Origin of the sequence: Gilliamella sp. Pra-s60, from assembly GCF_009795755.1 — a bacterium.
Classification (GTDB): domain Bacteria; phylum Pseudomonadota; class Gammaproteobacteria; order Enterobacterales; family Orbaceae; genus Gilliamella.
The window spans coordinates 166990-180095 of record NZ_WTFA01000003.1 but is presented as its reverse complement, the minus strand read 5'-3'; the positions used below and the strand labels follow the sequence as shown (position 1 = coordinate 180095).

General features: G+C 33.1%; 15 protein-coding genes and 1 riboswitch. Of the genes, 9 read left to right on the top strand and 6 right to left on the bottom strand.

From position 1 onward, the window contains the following. Positions 1 to 3 precede the first annotated feature (3 nt). The gene (locus GQ596_RS03865; protein ID WP_160400371.1) at positions 4 to 642 is read left to right on the top strand and encodes a bifunctional 4-hydroxy-2-oxoglutarate aldolase/2-dehydro-3-deoxy-phosphogluconate aldolase; all 639 of its coding nucleotides are present in this window, start codon (positions 4 to 6) and stop codon (positions 640 to 642) included. A gap of 54 nt (positions 643 to 696) precedes the next feature. Here the strand turns inward: GQ596_RS03865 and GQ596_RS03860 are convergent, their stop codons facing one another. Together GQ596_RS03860 and GQ596_RS03855 are read right to left on the bottom strand one after the other, a co-directional pair. Continuing rightward, the gene (locus GQ596_RS03860) at positions 697 to 1467 is read right to left on the bottom strand and encodes an ABC transporter permease (RefSeq protein WP_160400370.1); all 771 of its coding nucleotides are present in this window, start codon (positions 1465 to 1467) and stop codon (positions 697 to 699) included. Continuing rightward, a complete protein-coding gene (locus GQ596_RS03855; RefSeq protein WP_160400369.1) occupies positions 1460 to 2404 on the bottom strand; it encodes an ABC transporter ATP-binding protein in 945 nt (314 codons plus the stop codon). The genes GQ596_RS03860 and GQ596_RS03855 overlap by 8 nt, the downstream gene beginning before the upstream one ends. 204 nt (positions 2405 to 2608) lie before the next feature. Between GQ596_RS03855 and mog the strand changes: the two genes are divergently transcribed. From mog to GQ596_RS03835, 4 genes are all read left to right on the top strand, one after another. After that, positions 2609 to 3187 carry a molybdopterin adenylyltransferase gene (mog, locus tag GQ596_RS03850; protein ID WP_160400368.1) on the top strand — a complete coding sequence of 193 codons (579 nt, stop codon included), beginning with the start codon at positions 2609 to 2611 and terminating at the stop codon, positions 3185 to 3187. 175 nt (positions 3188 to 3362) lie between these two features. Continuing rightward, entirely contained in the window at positions 3363 to 3821 is a 459-nt protein-coding gene (gene argR / locus GQ596_RS03845) for a transcriptional regulator ArgR (protein ID WP_160400367.1), read from the top strand. Between the two features lie 116 nt (positions 3822 to 3937). Then, a riboswitch (Lysine riboswitch) is annotated at positions 3938 to 4111 on the top strand. Between the two features lie 75 nt (positions 4112 to 4186). Further along, positions 4187 to 5551, top strand: coding sequence for a lysine-sensitive aspartokinase 3 (lysC, locus tag GQ596_RS03840; protein WP_160400366.1), 1365 nt, complete (start codon positions 4187 to 4189; stop codon positions 5549 to 5551). Positions 5552 to 5755: 204 nt separating this feature from the next. Beyond that, a complete protein-coding gene (locus GQ596_RS03835; protein ID WP_160400365.1) occupies positions 5756 to 5998 on the top strand; it encodes a GlsB/YeaQ/YmgE family stress response membrane protein in 243 nt (80 codons plus the stop codon). A gap of 47 nt (positions 5999 to 6045) precedes the next feature. On the opposite strand, the gene GQ596_RS03830 is transcribed toward GQ596_RS03835, so the two are convergent. After that, positions 6046 to 6378, bottom strand: a complete 333-nt coding sequence (locus tag GQ596_RS03830) for a hypothetical protein (RefSeq protein WP_160400364.1) — start codon at positions 6376 to 6378, stop codon at positions 6046 to 6048. A gap of 113 nt (positions 6379 to 6491) precedes the next feature. On the opposite strand from GQ596_RS03830, the gene cysS reads away from it, so the two are divergent. Beyond that, complete coding sequence (gene cysS / locus GQ596_RS03825; RefSeq protein WP_160400363.1) at positions 6492 to 7886, top strand: cysteine--tRNA ligase; 1395 nt, start codon at positions 6492 to 6494, stop codon at positions 7884 to 7886. A 97-nt stretch (positions 7887 to 7983) separates the two neighbouring features. Here cysS and trmJ read toward each other — a convergent pair whose 3' ends face one another. Continuing rightward, positions 7984 to 8673 (bottom strand): tRNA (cytosine(32)/uridine(32)-2'-O)-methyltransferase TrmJ, encoded by a 690-nt coding sequence (gene trmJ, locus GQ596_RS03820; RefSeq protein WP_237398356.1) that lies wholly within the window; start codon positions 8671 to 8673, stop codon positions 7984 to 7986. 319 nt (positions 8674 to 8992) lie between these two features. Between trmJ and raiA the strand changes: the two genes are divergently transcribed. The 3 genes from raiA (at position 8993) to mutY (ending at position 11624) form a co-directional block, all read left to right on the top strand. After that, positions 8993 to 9325 (top strand): ribosome-associated translation inhibitor RaiA, encoded by a 333-nt coding sequence (gene raiA, locus GQ596_RS03815; protein WP_160400361.1) that lies wholly within the window; start codon positions 8993 to 8995, stop codon positions 9323 to 9325. Between the two features lie 99 nt (positions 9326 to 9424). Then, positions 9425 to 10576 (top strand): bifunctional chorismate mutase/prephenate dehydratase, encoded by a 1152-nt coding sequence (pheA, locus tag GQ596_RS03810; protein WP_160400360.1) that lies wholly within the window; start codon positions 9425 to 9427, stop codon positions 10574 to 10576. 4 nt (positions 10577 to 10580) lie between these two features. Further along, positions 10581 to 11624, top strand: a complete 1044-nt coding sequence (mutY, locus tag GQ596_RS03805; RefSeq protein WP_160400359.1) for an A/G-specific adenine glycosylase — start codon at positions 10581 to 10583, stop codon at positions 11622 to 11624. Between the two features lie 84 nt (positions 11625 to 11708). Here mutY and GQ596_RS03800 read toward each other — a convergent pair whose 3' ends face one another. Both GQ596_RS03800 and GQ596_RS03795 read right to left on the bottom strand, forming a co-directional pair. After that, positions 11709 to 12893 carry an FAD-dependent monooxygenase gene (locus GQ596_RS03800; RefSeq protein WP_160400358.1) on the bottom strand — a complete coding sequence of 395 codons (1185 nt, stop codon included), beginning with the start codon at positions 12891 to 12893 and terminating at the stop codon, positions 11709 to 11711. 18 nt (positions 12894 to 12911) lie between these two features. Continuing rightward, positions 12912 to 13082, bottom strand: coding sequence for a Sec-independent protein translocase subunit TatA (locus GQ596_RS03795; protein ID WP_160400357.1), 171 nt, complete (start codon positions 13080 to 13082; stop codon positions 12912 to 12914). Between the last annotated feature and the right edge of the window lie 24 nt (positions 13083 to 13106).

Genomic DNA, 13106 nt, shown 5'->3' with positions numbered 1-13106 from the left:
TAAATGAAAAATTGGAAAAAAAGCGCTGAAGAAATTTTAACCATGGGGCCTGTTGTTCCGGTTATTGTCATTGAAAGAATTGAAGATGCTGTACCTCTTGCCAAAGCTCTAATTGCTGGTGGAGTAAAAGTACTGGAAGTGACACTAAGAACGGCTTGTGCGATTGATGCAATAAAGAAAATCATTAAAGAAGTTCCTGAAGCAGTTGTAGGAGCAGGAACAGTTACTAGTGTTGAACAACTAAAACAGGTTACTGAAGCAGGAGTTGAGTTTGTTATTACACCGGGAATTACTGATACTATTTTAAAAGCTGCAGTTGAAGGTCCTATCCCTGTTATTCCTGGTATTGCAACTATTTCAGAACTATTAACAGCGCAAGAATATGGCCTAACAGCATTAAAATTCTTCCCAGCTGAAATCAACGGTGGTGTTGCAGCATTAAAAGCATTTTCTGGCCCTTGTGGATACATGAAGTTTTGCCCTACTGGCGGTGTAAATCCTAAAAACTACCGTGATTATTTGGCTCTAGATAATGTACTATGCGTGGGTGGAACTTGGTTTATTCCAACAGATGCAATTGCAAAAGGTGATTTTGCTAAAATTACTGAAATGGCAAAAGAAGCCATTACTGGTGCACAATAACCTTTATACTCCGCCGATACAATATCGGCGGATAACTACTAATGATCTACTTTATTAACTTCTCAATCCTCGCCCATTTTCAATAAGTCGCCATGCAATAACATAAAGTAGGGTCACAAACAAAATTAGCATCAAAAAAGTGATCCATAACGGTACATCTGTCACCCCCAAAAAGCCATAACGAAAACCGTTAATCATATAAACGATTGGATTAATTTTTGATAGCCATTGCCAAAATATTGGTAACATAGAAATTGAATAAAAAACACCACCGAGATAAGTTAATGGTGTTAACACAAACGTTGGAATAAGACTTATATCATCAAATGTCTTGGCAAAGACTGCATTTAGTAAACCAGCCAATGAAAACAGAATCGAGGTCAGTAATAATATGCATATAATAAACAACCAAGAATGCACTTCATAACGAACAAAAAATAACGATACAATAGTAACTAAAATACCAGTTAAAATACCACGCATCACCCCTCCCCCCACATATCCTAAAATAAGAATGTGAGTTGGAACAGGCGCCACTAATAATTCTTCAATATTACGTTGAAACTTAGCACTAAAAAAGGATGAACAGACATTAGTATAAGAACTAGTGATAACAGACATCATTATTAAACCTGGCACAATGAAAGCCATATAGCTAAAACCTCCCATATCACCAACACGAGAACCAATTAAGTTACCAAAAATAATAAAATAAAGTGACATCGTAATAACGGGGGGGATTAGAGTTTGGATCCAAATTCTTAAAAATCGTGTTACTTCTTTACGCCAAATACTTTTTAAAGCAATCCAGTATAAATTATTCATTAATACTTTCCTTTTGTTTGTTCTCATTATGCAACAAATCAACAAATAACTCTTCTAACCGATTTGCTTTATTTCGTACGCTGATCACTTTAATATTTTGTTGATTTAGTTGCTCAAATAACTGATTTAATCCATGTTGTTTATCTACTTTTACTTCTAACATACCTTGTTCAACATCAGAATAATTATAATCCTTTAATTCAATCCGTTTAGGTATTGGAATATAATCAATAACAATAGTTTCAGATTGACTTTTTGCCAAAAGCTCACGCATTGATGAATTTGCTATCAATTGACCGCTTTGAATAATACCGATATTTCGACACAACATTTCGGCTTCTTCTAAATAATGGGTGGTTAAAATAATTGTGATACCTTGACGATTTATTTCACGTAGAAAATCCCACATAGAACGGCGTAATTCAATATCAACACCGGCAGTTGGTTCATCAAGAATCAATAATTTCGGCTCGTGAACAAGGGCTCTAGCTATCATTAATCGCCTTTTCATACCACCTGATAACATACTAGCTCGGCTGTGACGTTTATCCCATAAATCTAAAACTCGCAAATACTTTTCAGCACGTTCTAATGCAAGCTTACGATGCAAGCCATAATAACCACCTTGATTAGTAACTATTTGTAGCACTTCTTCAAATTGATTAAAATTAAATTCTTGCGGCACTAATCCTAATTGTCTTTTTGCATTTACAACATCAGTATCTAAGTCATGTCCAAAAATTTTAACTTGTCCTGAGGATTTAGTCACTAATGAACTAATAATACCGATAGTTGTTGATTTTCCAGCACCATTTGGTCCTAACAAAGCATAAAAATCGCCCGCCTCGACAGTCAAATCGATGCCTTTTAAAGCTACTACACCATTTTTATAGATTTTTTTGAGTGAGATCAACTCAAGCGCAGGAATTAGTGGCATGAATATACCTTAATAGAATAAATTGTTATTTGAATAGTATGATATCATGTTAAAAGAACAGACAATATAACCAATTATTACAAAAAATTTTAGTCTTACCTATATCAATAAATTAACACATATTATTAATTAGACATTAGAGGTATTAGCAGTTTGGTTTCGATTTTGAACTGAGTGTGATTACCTTCTTAAGGAATAAGTATCATGTTTAAAATTGGGTTAATCTCAGTATCAGATAGAGCTTCAAACGGCATTTACCAAGACGAAGGTATACCATCTTTAATTTCATGGTTACAAACCGCATTAAAAACACCATTTACAACCGAAAATTATATTATCCCTGATGAACAGGTAGTCATTGAAAAAACATTATGTGAACTTGTTGATAATCTACATTGCCATTTAATTTTAACCACTGGCGGTACAGGCCCTGCAATTAGAGATGTAACACCAGATGCAACATTAGCAATCGCGGATCGAGTAATGCCCGGGTATGGAGAACAAATGCGGCAAATCAGTTTACATTTTGTACCAACTGCAATTTTATCAAGACAAGTTGGTGTTATTCGCAAAAAATGTTTAATCATAAACTTACCTGGTAGACCAAAATCAATTAAAGAAACACTTGAAGGAGTTAAGGATAATCAAGGTAATGTAATTGTTAGCGGTATCTTTGCCAGTGTTCCTTATTGTATACAACTTTTAGAAGGCCCCTATATTGAAACCCATGATCAAATAGTTAAATCTTTTCGACCTAAGGAAGCAATAAAATCAAATCTTTAATTTTATGCAAATTTAACGCATAATTATCTATATTATAGATTGTTACTAATGCTATCAAAAATAGTAACTATTTTAGTTTGAATAACACACAGACACAGATTTGATTACAAATATCATGATCATAAATACACAAATTAGCACAAAAACAGTAAAAAATTAAAAACCAAGGAACATTATGAAACAAGCCGATCTTACTAAAACATTTAAAGAGATGCTTCGTCAAGAGACGTTTAGTTCACAAGTAGAAATCGTACAAGCCTTACAAGAGCAAGGTTTTGACAATATCAATCAATCTAAAGTTTCACGCATGCTAACTAAATTTGGTGCAGTGAGAACCCGAAATGCGAAATCTGAAATGGTTTATTGTTTACCAGCGGAACTTGGCATACCAACAACGAGTAGTCCATTAAAAAATTTAGTAATTGATATTGATTTTAATAGCTCAATGGTAGTAACACGTACTAGCCCTGGCGCAGCCCAACTCATAGCTAGATTACTAGACTCAATTGGTAAATCAAAAGGAATCTTAGGTTCAATTGCTGGTGATGACACAATTTTTAGTACACCAACTAAAGAATGTACGGTAAAAAAATTATATCAAACCATTATTGAATTGTTTGAACAAGAATTATAGGTTTTTCTATTTTGTTAGAATCATATTATGAACAAATAATTTTTTAATTTTTAACCTATTGACACAAAAAACAAAATCGTTAATCTTATATGATGATAATTTCATAACTGAAATTGCAAAAACGAAGAGGTGCATTACTCAGGTAAATCATTTTAGGGACTGGAACCACTAATAAATGATCTAGGGGATGTAATGCCGAGATTTGATAGTCAATCCAGAAGCTATCAAATCGACTGCAAGGGCTGAATCCCTTGGGTTGTCACCTTAACAGGTGGAGCGCTTCATGGTCTGTGCTTTTTTAATCGTAAACAGGACACTACCGCTCTAACTCTGTTAAAAATAAAAATTTTTAATATGAGGAATTCATGGAAACATCATTTATAATTGCCAAATTTGGTGGTACTAGCGTTGCCGATTATCCATCAATGGTAAATAGCGCTAATATTGTAATCGCTAATTCTAACGTAAAAGTTGTAGTGCTATCGGCATCTGCAGGTGTGACAAATTTATTAGTCGCATTAGCAGAAGGTCGTGATGCCGATGTTCGATCTCAACATATTGCCAAAATTCAATCGATCCAATACAACATTTTAGAACAACTACCTGAAAACCCCGAGCTACGAAATGAAATTGACAAAATTATAGCTAATATAGCCTCTTTGTCTGAAGCTGCAAGTTTAGCTACATCACCAGCATTAACTGATGAGCTTGTTAGCCACGGTGAAATGATGTCTTCAAAGCTATTTGTCGAAATATTGAAAGAAAAACAAAAAAATGCTACATGGTTTGATGTCCGTAAAGTTCTACGCACCGATAATAAATTTGGTAAAGCCACACCTAAAATTGAAGATATTAAACAACTTTGCTGTGCGCATTTAAAATCGCTAAACAATCAGGGGATCATTGTAACACAAGGATTTATCGGTAGTGAAAACTCTGGTAAAACCACGACATTAGGGCGTGGTGGGAGCGACTATACAGCTGCGTTATTAGGTGAAGCATTAAATGCAACTCAAATTGACATTTGGACTGACGTTGCAGGAATTTATACTAATGACCCTCGCATTACCCCAGCGGCTAAACGTATTGATGAAATATCTTTTGCTGAAGCGACCGAAATGGCAACATTTGGTGCAAAAGTGTTACATCCAGCAACATTAGTGCCAGCAGTACGTAGCAATATCCCAGTTTTTGTTGGTTCAAGCAAAGCGCCTCAAGAAGGAGGAACAATTGTTTACAACACAAACAGTATTACATCTAAATTACCCACATTTAGAGCTTTAGCACTACGTCGCAAACAAACATTATTAACACTAACTAGTTTAAATATGCTTCATGCTCAAGGTTTTCTAGCTAATGTATTTAAAATATTAGCTGAACATAATATTTCGGTTGATTTAGTAACCACATCAGAAGTAAGTATCGCATTAACTATTGATACCACAGGCACTAATACCAACGGTAGCAGTTTATTAACAAAAGAATTATTTAACGAACTATCAAAAGTTTGTAATGTAACAGTAGAAGAAGACTTAGCACTAATTGCGATAATTGGAAACAACCTAACTTCAACAAAAGGTATACCAAAAGAAGTATTTGGTGTGTTAGATGATTTTATTATTAGACTTTGTTGCTATGGGGCAAGTACTCACAATATTTGCCTATTAGCAAAAAGTAATGATGCTGAATCAATTATTAAAATTCTACATAAAACAATTTTCGAACAATAATATTAAAAAGGGGGGATTAGTCCTCCACTATATTATAAAGAGTAAAAATACAAAACATTAAAATGTATAATTTTTGTATTTTACATGGCATTTCTTGTTTTTGAACAATCGATTAAAACTATCACATCAAACAACAGCACCTGTTAGATTTTTTAACTTATTTAAGTAAACTAAACTCAATTTCAATAACAAAAGGAAATTATCATGGGTATCATAAGTTGGATAGTTCTAGGATTAATTGCCGGCTGGATTGCAAAATTTTTTATGCCACTTGGACGTATAGGTGTAATTAAAACTATTTTATTAGGTATTGCAGGTGCCTTAGTAGGTGGCTATATTAGCACCTTCTTTGACTGGGGTAGTGTGACAGGATTTAATTTCCCAAGCTTATTTATTTCTGTTTTGGGTGCTATTTTACTGATATATCTTTATCGTCTTTTAAAATAAAATCATGTCTCAATCAAACTTGGTTGAATTCTTCCGCCAAGTTTGATTTATATAAATAAAGAAATTATTTTCGCCATCGATTTAAATAATTTTTTTAATATCCAAAAACAAACATAACCTATACATAAAGAAAAAAATGTCATTGCCCATAAGAAGCCAAATGTAATTAATGCTAAAATAAAACAGACAAAAAGTACTGGTATAAAGTAAATAATATCGATATGTGTTATAGTATTAAAAAGTATAAAAAAAACTATTGTTATAGCAATCAATACTAACCAATATAAAATTTTCATAACTTTATTTTTAGGTTTAGCATCAAGAGCAATACCTATAGCTTCCAAGCCTGCGTCTATGGCATCAAAAATAGCAAATGGCATAACCGATATTTCCTTTCATTTTTGTTGTAAAGATGTTAATAAGTAATTTCGTCGTATCTAGATTTTTGTTATATTAATATTCAAAAATCACTTATTAATAAATAGTAATTATAATGCTAAAAATATTCAATACATTAACCCGAGAAAAAGAAATATTCCAACCAATTACCCCCAATAAAATTGGGCTATATGTTTGCGGTGTGACTATTTACGATCTTTGTCATATTGGTCATGGACGTACCTTTGTTGCATTTGATGTTGTCACACGTTATTTACGATTTTTAGGTTATGATTTAACTTACGTCCGTAATATCACTGATGTTGATGATAAAATAATTAAAAGAGCATTGGAAAATGGAGAAACGTGCGAACAATTAACAGATCGCATGTTACAAGAGATGTATGCCGATTTTGATGCACTGAATATAAAACGCCCTGATGTTGAACCTAGAGCAACGCATCACATGCCACAAATAATTCAATTAGTTGAAGACTTGATTAAAAAAAACCACGCTTATATTGCCGAAAATGGTGATGTAATGTTTGCAGTTGATAGTGCACCTAATTATGGTGTGTTATCTCGCCAAAATTTAGAGCAACTGCAAGCTGGTGCTCGTGTTGATGTGGTTGATGTTAAACGTAATCCAATGGATTTTGTGTTATGGAAAATGTCAAAACCTAACGAACCTAGTTGGAATTCTCCATGGGGTAAAGGTCGCCCAGGTTGGCATATTGAATGTTCAGCTATGAACAGTTATCAATTAGGTAATCACTTTGATATTCACGGCGGTGGTTCAGATTTAATGTTTCCGCATCACGAAAACGAAATTGCCCAATCAACTTGTGCCCATGATGGGCAATATGTCAATTATTGGATGCACTCGGGTATGGTGATGATCGACCAAGAAAAAATGTCTAAATCACTAAATAACTTTTTCACAATTCGCGATGTATTAAAGCATTATGATGCTGAAACAGTACGCTATTTTTTACTATCTGGTCACTATCGTAGCCAACTCAATTATAGTGAAGAAAACTTAAAACAAGCAAGGATGGCACTAGAAAGACTATATACCGCCCTGCGAGACACAGATCCAACTTACCCATATATAACTCCGAGTGACAGTAATTACTACCGTCAATTCTGTGATGCAATGGATGATGACTTCAATACTCCCGAAGCGTATTCAATATTATTTGACCTAGCACGTGAAATTAATAAAGCCAAAGCTGATAATAATATGCTACTCGCTAATGAATTAGCAGCTCAATTGCGTTACTTATCGGCAGTACTTGGATTATTAGAGCAAGATCCTGTTGATTTTTTACAAAGTAATCAAAAAAATGACGTTAATGTTACATTAATTGAAGCTTTAATAAAACAACGTAATGAAGCAAGAGCAAATAAAAATTGGACACTGGCCGACGAAGCCCGCGACAAATTAAATGCAATGAATATTGTGCTTGAAGATGGAGCTAATGGTACAACATGGCGCAAAAAAAGCTAATATTTTAAAAAGCACAATTTTTTTGAATAAATAAAATAACGCATTAAATTAATCAACTAAAATAGCCCCCACAATGTTGTGGTGGGTCTATTTATGATCATCGTAATGATTTATCAATTGAGGTCAAAATACCTCGCAAAATATTTAGTTCCTGTTGTTCAATGCGTGCGCGAGTAAATAACCGTCGCAAACGTCCCATAATCTGTCCAGGATGATTGTTATTAATAAAACCCGTCTGTAATAAAGTCTGTTCTAAATGTTGGTAGAAACGCTCTATATCGGCATCTATAGGAAACTTAGTTTCGGTCATATTCTTACCTTTTGATTCAAACAGTTTATTATCAAGGTTTAACATTGACATACGAATTTCATAACACAAAACTTGCACTGACATGGCAAGATTTAAAGAACTATAATCAGGATTGGCAGGAATTCCAACATGATAATGACATTTTTGCAATTCATCATTAGTTAAACCAACCCGTTCGCGCCCAAATACCAAAGCAGTTTGAGTATGGAGATTTGAAGCTTCTTGAACAATCTTATCACCACACTCTTTTGGCGTTAAATAGGGCCACTGTAAACTACGAGAGCGTGCACTAGTACCAATCACTAAAGTACAATCAGCAATAGCTTGTTCCATCGACGAGAAGATTTGTGCATTTTTAATAATATCACTAGCACCTGCTGCTAACGAAATCGATTGAGAATCAGGTTTTATGACTGGGTTAACTAAACAAAGATTAGTTAATCCCATGGTTTTCATTGCTCTTGCAGCAGATCCCATATTACCAGTATGCGATGTTTCAACCAAAACAATCTTCACATTATCTAAATAACTCACATCGTCCTCATTATTAAATAACATTCTATAACAATAGAATAAACTATATTCTTAAAAAATAAGTATATATTAAAATCATTGAAAAATCAGTTTTGGCTTCTTCTGTTATACAATATCTAATTAATTGAATCTTTCCCTAATTTAAATTCATAAAAATGAGTTTTATAATAAATATCTTATTGACGAGACTGAAATAATTTGCCAATGTAGTAACAACAACATTATAAATCTTAGCTTGTTGATAAAAGAAAGGAGATCAATTATGACTTTAAGTATTACCAGTAAACAAATGGACATTACTCCCGCAATTCGTAGCTATCTAGAAGATAAATTTTCAAAGTTAGATAAATGGAAAGCACAGCTGATCAACCCTCATTTTATTTTATCCAAAGAACCAGATGGATTTATTGTTGATGCAACAATTACAACTAAAGGAACCCCATTAGTTGCATCTGCCAAACATATTGATATGTATGCAGCAATTAATGATCTTATTGATAAACTTGAAAAACAACTTAATAAACTGCAACATAAAGGTGAGTCTCGTCGTGCTATAAGTAGCATAAAAGACAAAGTATTAGAAGAAGAAATTTAATTAATCTATTTCCTTAATTAAATAAAAAGGCACTTTAATGGTGCCTTTATTTTTGTGCTTGTTATAATACATACTATCTTCTTTTAATATTTAATAAAAATGACTACAAATCCTTTATTACCTTTACGAAATAAAATTAATGAACTCGATAAAACATTATTAGAACTTATTTCCCAGCGACGTAAGCTTTCAACGCAAGTGATTCATACAAAAATTGAAGCTAATATTCCTGTACGCGATATTGAGCGTGAGCGTTCACTTATTAGAAATTTAATCAATCAAGGGAAACATCATCATCTTGATGATATGCTTATAAAACGCTTATACCAATTAATTATTGAAGATTCTGTACTATTACAACAAAAAATCTTACAAGAAAAACTTAATCACAACACAATTACTACTGCCAAAATCGCCTTTTTAGGTCCTAAAGGATCTTATTCACATTCTGCAGCTCGTCGCTATGCTAGTACTCACTTAGATAAAATGGTTGAATTAAGCTGTTCAACTTTTAAAGAAGTTTTTGAACAAATCGAAAATAGTTCTGTAGATTATGGCATTTTACCAATAGAAAATTCTAGTTCTGGCTCAATAAATGAAGTTTATGATTTATTGCAAAAAACTAATTTGCATATTATTGGTGAACTATCTTTGCCTATTGATCATTGTATTCTTGCCATGCCAAATTCACAACTCGAAAAAATTGATACCATTTATAGCCATCCACAACCGTTCCAACAATGTAGTAACTTCTTAGAAAACTATCCAAATTGGAAAATTGTATACTGCGATAGTACTTCATCAGCAATGAAAACAGTTGCTAAATTGAATAAACCTAATGTTGCAGCAATGGGGAATAAAGATGGCGGTGAATTATATGGGTTACAAGTACTTGAACATAATTTTGCAAATCAAAAAGAAAACATTACTCGTTTTATTGTGTTATCCCGCCAGCCTATCGAAGTATCTGATCAACTTCCAGCTAAAACTACAATTTTAATGAAGACTGGTCAGCAAGCAGGTGCTTTAGTTGATGCGCTATTAGTATTACGTAATCATAATATTATCATGACTAAACTTGAATCACGTCCAATTCATGGTACACCATGGGAAGAGATGTTTTATATTGACTTGCAAGGCAACATCCATTCTTATGAAATGCAAACAGCGCTTAAAGAACTAACTTCAATGACGCTATACACCAAAGTGCTCGGATGCTATCCAACTGATTCTGTTGTTGCTGTAATATAATAATATGACTATGCAATATTTTTCGCAATCTATACTTAACTGGTATGAACTGTGCGGTAGAAAATCGCTACCTTGGCAAATCAGCAAAAGTTCTTATCATGTTTGGTTATCAGAAGTCATGTTACAACAAACTCAGGTTGTAACTGTTATTCCTTACTTCAACCGTTTTATTGAACGCTTCCCAAAGATAACAGATCTAGCACAGGCATCAATTGATGATGTATTGCATCTTTGGACTGGGCTTGGCTATTATGCAAGAGCTCGTAACTTACATAAAACAGCACAAATAATAACCGAAAAATTTAATGGCGAATTCCCGACACAATTTGATAACGTCATCGCCCTACCTGGTATAGGACGTTCAACTGCAGGGGCAATTTTATCTCTTTCACAAAATCAGCATTACCCTATTTTAGATGGTAATGTAAAACGTGTATTAACTCGATATTTTGCTGTTCAAGGCTGGCCTGGTATAAAAACTGTCGAAAATAAACTCTGGAATTTAAGTGAACAAGTTACTCCCAAAATTGATGTTGCAAAATTTAATCAAGCTATGATGGATATTGGTGCGATGGTTTGTACACGCACTAAACCTAAATGTTCTTTATGCCCTTTACATAGCAATTGCATTGCTCATAAAACGGAAAGTTGGCAACAATATCCAACCAAAAAACCTAAAAATACTATTCCTGAAAAAACAGCCTATTTTTTAATGCTTGAATATAATCAAACTATTTGGTTAGAAAAAAGACCGCCAACAGGCATTTGGGGTGGATTATATTGCTTACCACAGTTTTCAAGTAAACAAGAAATAACTGACTGGTTAAAAAAACAAGGTATCGAAACCTTACCTCTAAAACAGCTTATTGCATTTCGTCACACATTTAGTCATTTTCACTTAAATATTATTCCTTTTCATTGTGTTATCAAAAAGCAGACAAAATGTTGGGATAAATCTTATGGATACTGGTATAACCTTAAATCGAAAAATAACAAAATTGGGCTTGCTACACCTATTTATAACTTATTAAAACAACCAATTTGCTAATGTTTTTTCACTAATTTTATACTGAAACGCATACTTCTATAAAAATTTTTGGCAACATAAAAGTAATAAAATATAAAAATTAGGTCAAATATTCATAGCATATTTAATCAGTTGTCTTTTTAATAGTGGGCTATGATCTATGGTATTCATGCCAATTGTTCTTAACGTTTTTTTTAGTAAATTATCACCATTAAACATATCTTGAATAGTTCGCATAGCTGCAAGCATAATTAATGTATCTTTACGGCGATTAAACTGATACGATTTTAAATTACTAGCCAAACCTATATCTTTTTGTTCATTAACTAATGTTTTAATTGTAGAAACTAATAAAGCGGAATCCTGAAAACCTAGATTTACACCTTGTCCAGCTAAAGGATGAATAGTATGTGCTGCATCACCAATCAACACAAATCTATGCTTAACAAACTGTTTTGCAAAGCGTTCTTTTAAAGGAAATACCATACGCGAATTAATTAATTGGCATTTACCCACTTTATCACCAGTTAACGCAAATAGTTTATTTGAAAATTCAAATTCAGAAATTGATGCTAAAACCGCAGCATGATCAGGTTTAGTCGACCAAACTAAACAACTTTTATTTTCCTGCCAAAGTGGAAGAAAAGCAATAATTCCATTTGGATAAAAAACTTGTTTAGCACAAGATTGATGAGGGTATTCTGTTTCAACCGTTGTAATGACAGCATTATGAAGATAATTACGTTCAAATGTAGAAATATTTTCATATTTACGCACCCAAGAATGAGCACCATCTGCACCTATCATTAATTTAGCTTGTAAAACACTTTTATCTGCAAGAGTCAGAAAGACAAAATCGTCATTAAAAGCACAATCAATTGCTTCACAATTATACATATTAATGTTAGGACAATTTAAAGCATATTGGTACAGATAATGAGAAATAACATTATTTTCTATAATATAACCTAAATTTGGGCAATTATAATTTTTAGCATGTGCGGATAAATGTGCTTGACCATTTTTTTCCCATACACCTATCTCAGTAAATTCTTGCACGCGATTGCTATTGCATAAATCATCCCAAATGCCTATTTGCGAAAAATACTGTTGGCTCGAACCATTAATAGCAGAAGCTCTAATACCGATTTCTACATGCGAAAAGAATTCGTGTTGATGAATTTTATTATCTATAATCGCAATATTTAGAGCATTTTTACTCAGCGCACAAGCGGTAGCTAAACCAACTAACCCACCACCAACAATTACTACATCGAATTGAATATTCATATGAATAAATGCAACTATTTAACCTAATCTATCATCATTCTTTGATTCAACCTCATCATCATTCATCGCTTTTTTAAAGCCTCTCAATGCTGAACCAAGATCGGAACCTAAATGACGCAATTTTTTAGTGCCAAATAATAAGATGACCACAGCAAGAAACACTAAAAGATGTGGAATGCTAAAAGACATAATCAAATCCTCTTAATAAATATA

What these genes read in the sequence shown, in the direction of transcription:
- GQ596_RS03865 (WP_160400371.1), top strand. Translation starts at nt 4, where the DNA reads ATGAAAAATTGGAAAAAAAGCGCTGAAGAAATTTTAACCATGGGGCCT.
- GQ596_RS03860 (WP_160400370.1), bottom strand. Translation starts at nt 1,467, where the DNA reads ATGAATAATTTATACTGGATTGCTTTAAAAAGTATTTGGCGTAAAGAA.
- GQ596_RS03855 (WP_160400369.1), bottom strand. Translation starts at nt 2,404, where the DNA reads ATGCCACTAATTCCTGCGCTTGAGTTGATCTCACTCAAAAAAATCTAT.
- mog (WP_160400368.1), top strand. Translation starts at nt 2,609, where the DNA reads ATGTTTAAAATTGGGTTAATCTCAGTATCAGATAGAGCTTCAAACGGC.
- argR (WP_160400367.1), top strand. Translation starts at nt 3,363, where the DNA reads ATGAAACAAGCCGATCTTACTAAAACATTTAAAGAGATGCTTCGTCAA.
- lysC (WP_160400366.1), top strand. Translation starts at nt 4,187, where the DNA reads ATGGAAACATCATTTATAATTGCCAAATTTGGTGGTACTAGCGTTGCC.
- GQ596_RS03835 (WP_160400365.1), top strand. Translation starts at nt 5,756, where the DNA reads ATGGGTATCATAAGTTGGATAGTTCTAGGATTAATTGCCGGCTGGATT.
- GQ596_RS03830 (WP_160400364.1), bottom strand. Translation starts at nt 6,378, where the DNA reads ATGCCATTTGCTATTTTTGATGCCATAGACGCAGGCTTGGAAGCTATA.
- cysS (WP_160400363.1), top strand. Translation starts at nt 6,492, where the DNA reads ATGCTAAAAATATTCAATACATTAACCCGAGAAAAAGAAATATTCCAA.
- trmJ (WP_237398356.1), bottom strand. Translation starts at nt 8,673, where the DNA reads ATGGGATCTGCTGCAAGAGCAATGAAAACCATGGGATTAACTAATCTT.
- raiA (WP_160400361.1), top strand. Translation starts at nt 8,993, where the DNA reads ATGACTTTAAGTATTACCAGTAAACAAATGGACATTACTCCCGCAATT.
- pheA (WP_160400360.1), top strand. Translation starts at nt 9,425, where the DNA reads ATGACTACAAATCCTTTATTACCTTTACGAAATAAAATTAATGAACTC.
- mutY (WP_160400359.1), top strand. Translation starts at nt 10,581, where the DNA reads ATGACTATGCAATATTTTTCGCAATCTATACTTAACTGGTATGAACTG.
- GQ596_RS03800 (WP_160400358.1), bottom strand. Translation starts at nt 12,893, where the DNA reads ATGAATATTCAATTCGATGTAGTAATTGTTGGTGGTGGGTTAGTTGGT.
- GQ596_RS03795 (WP_160400357.1), bottom strand. Translation starts at nt 13,082, where the DNA reads ATGTCTTTTAGCATTCCACATCTTTTAGTGTTTCTTGCTGTGGTCATC.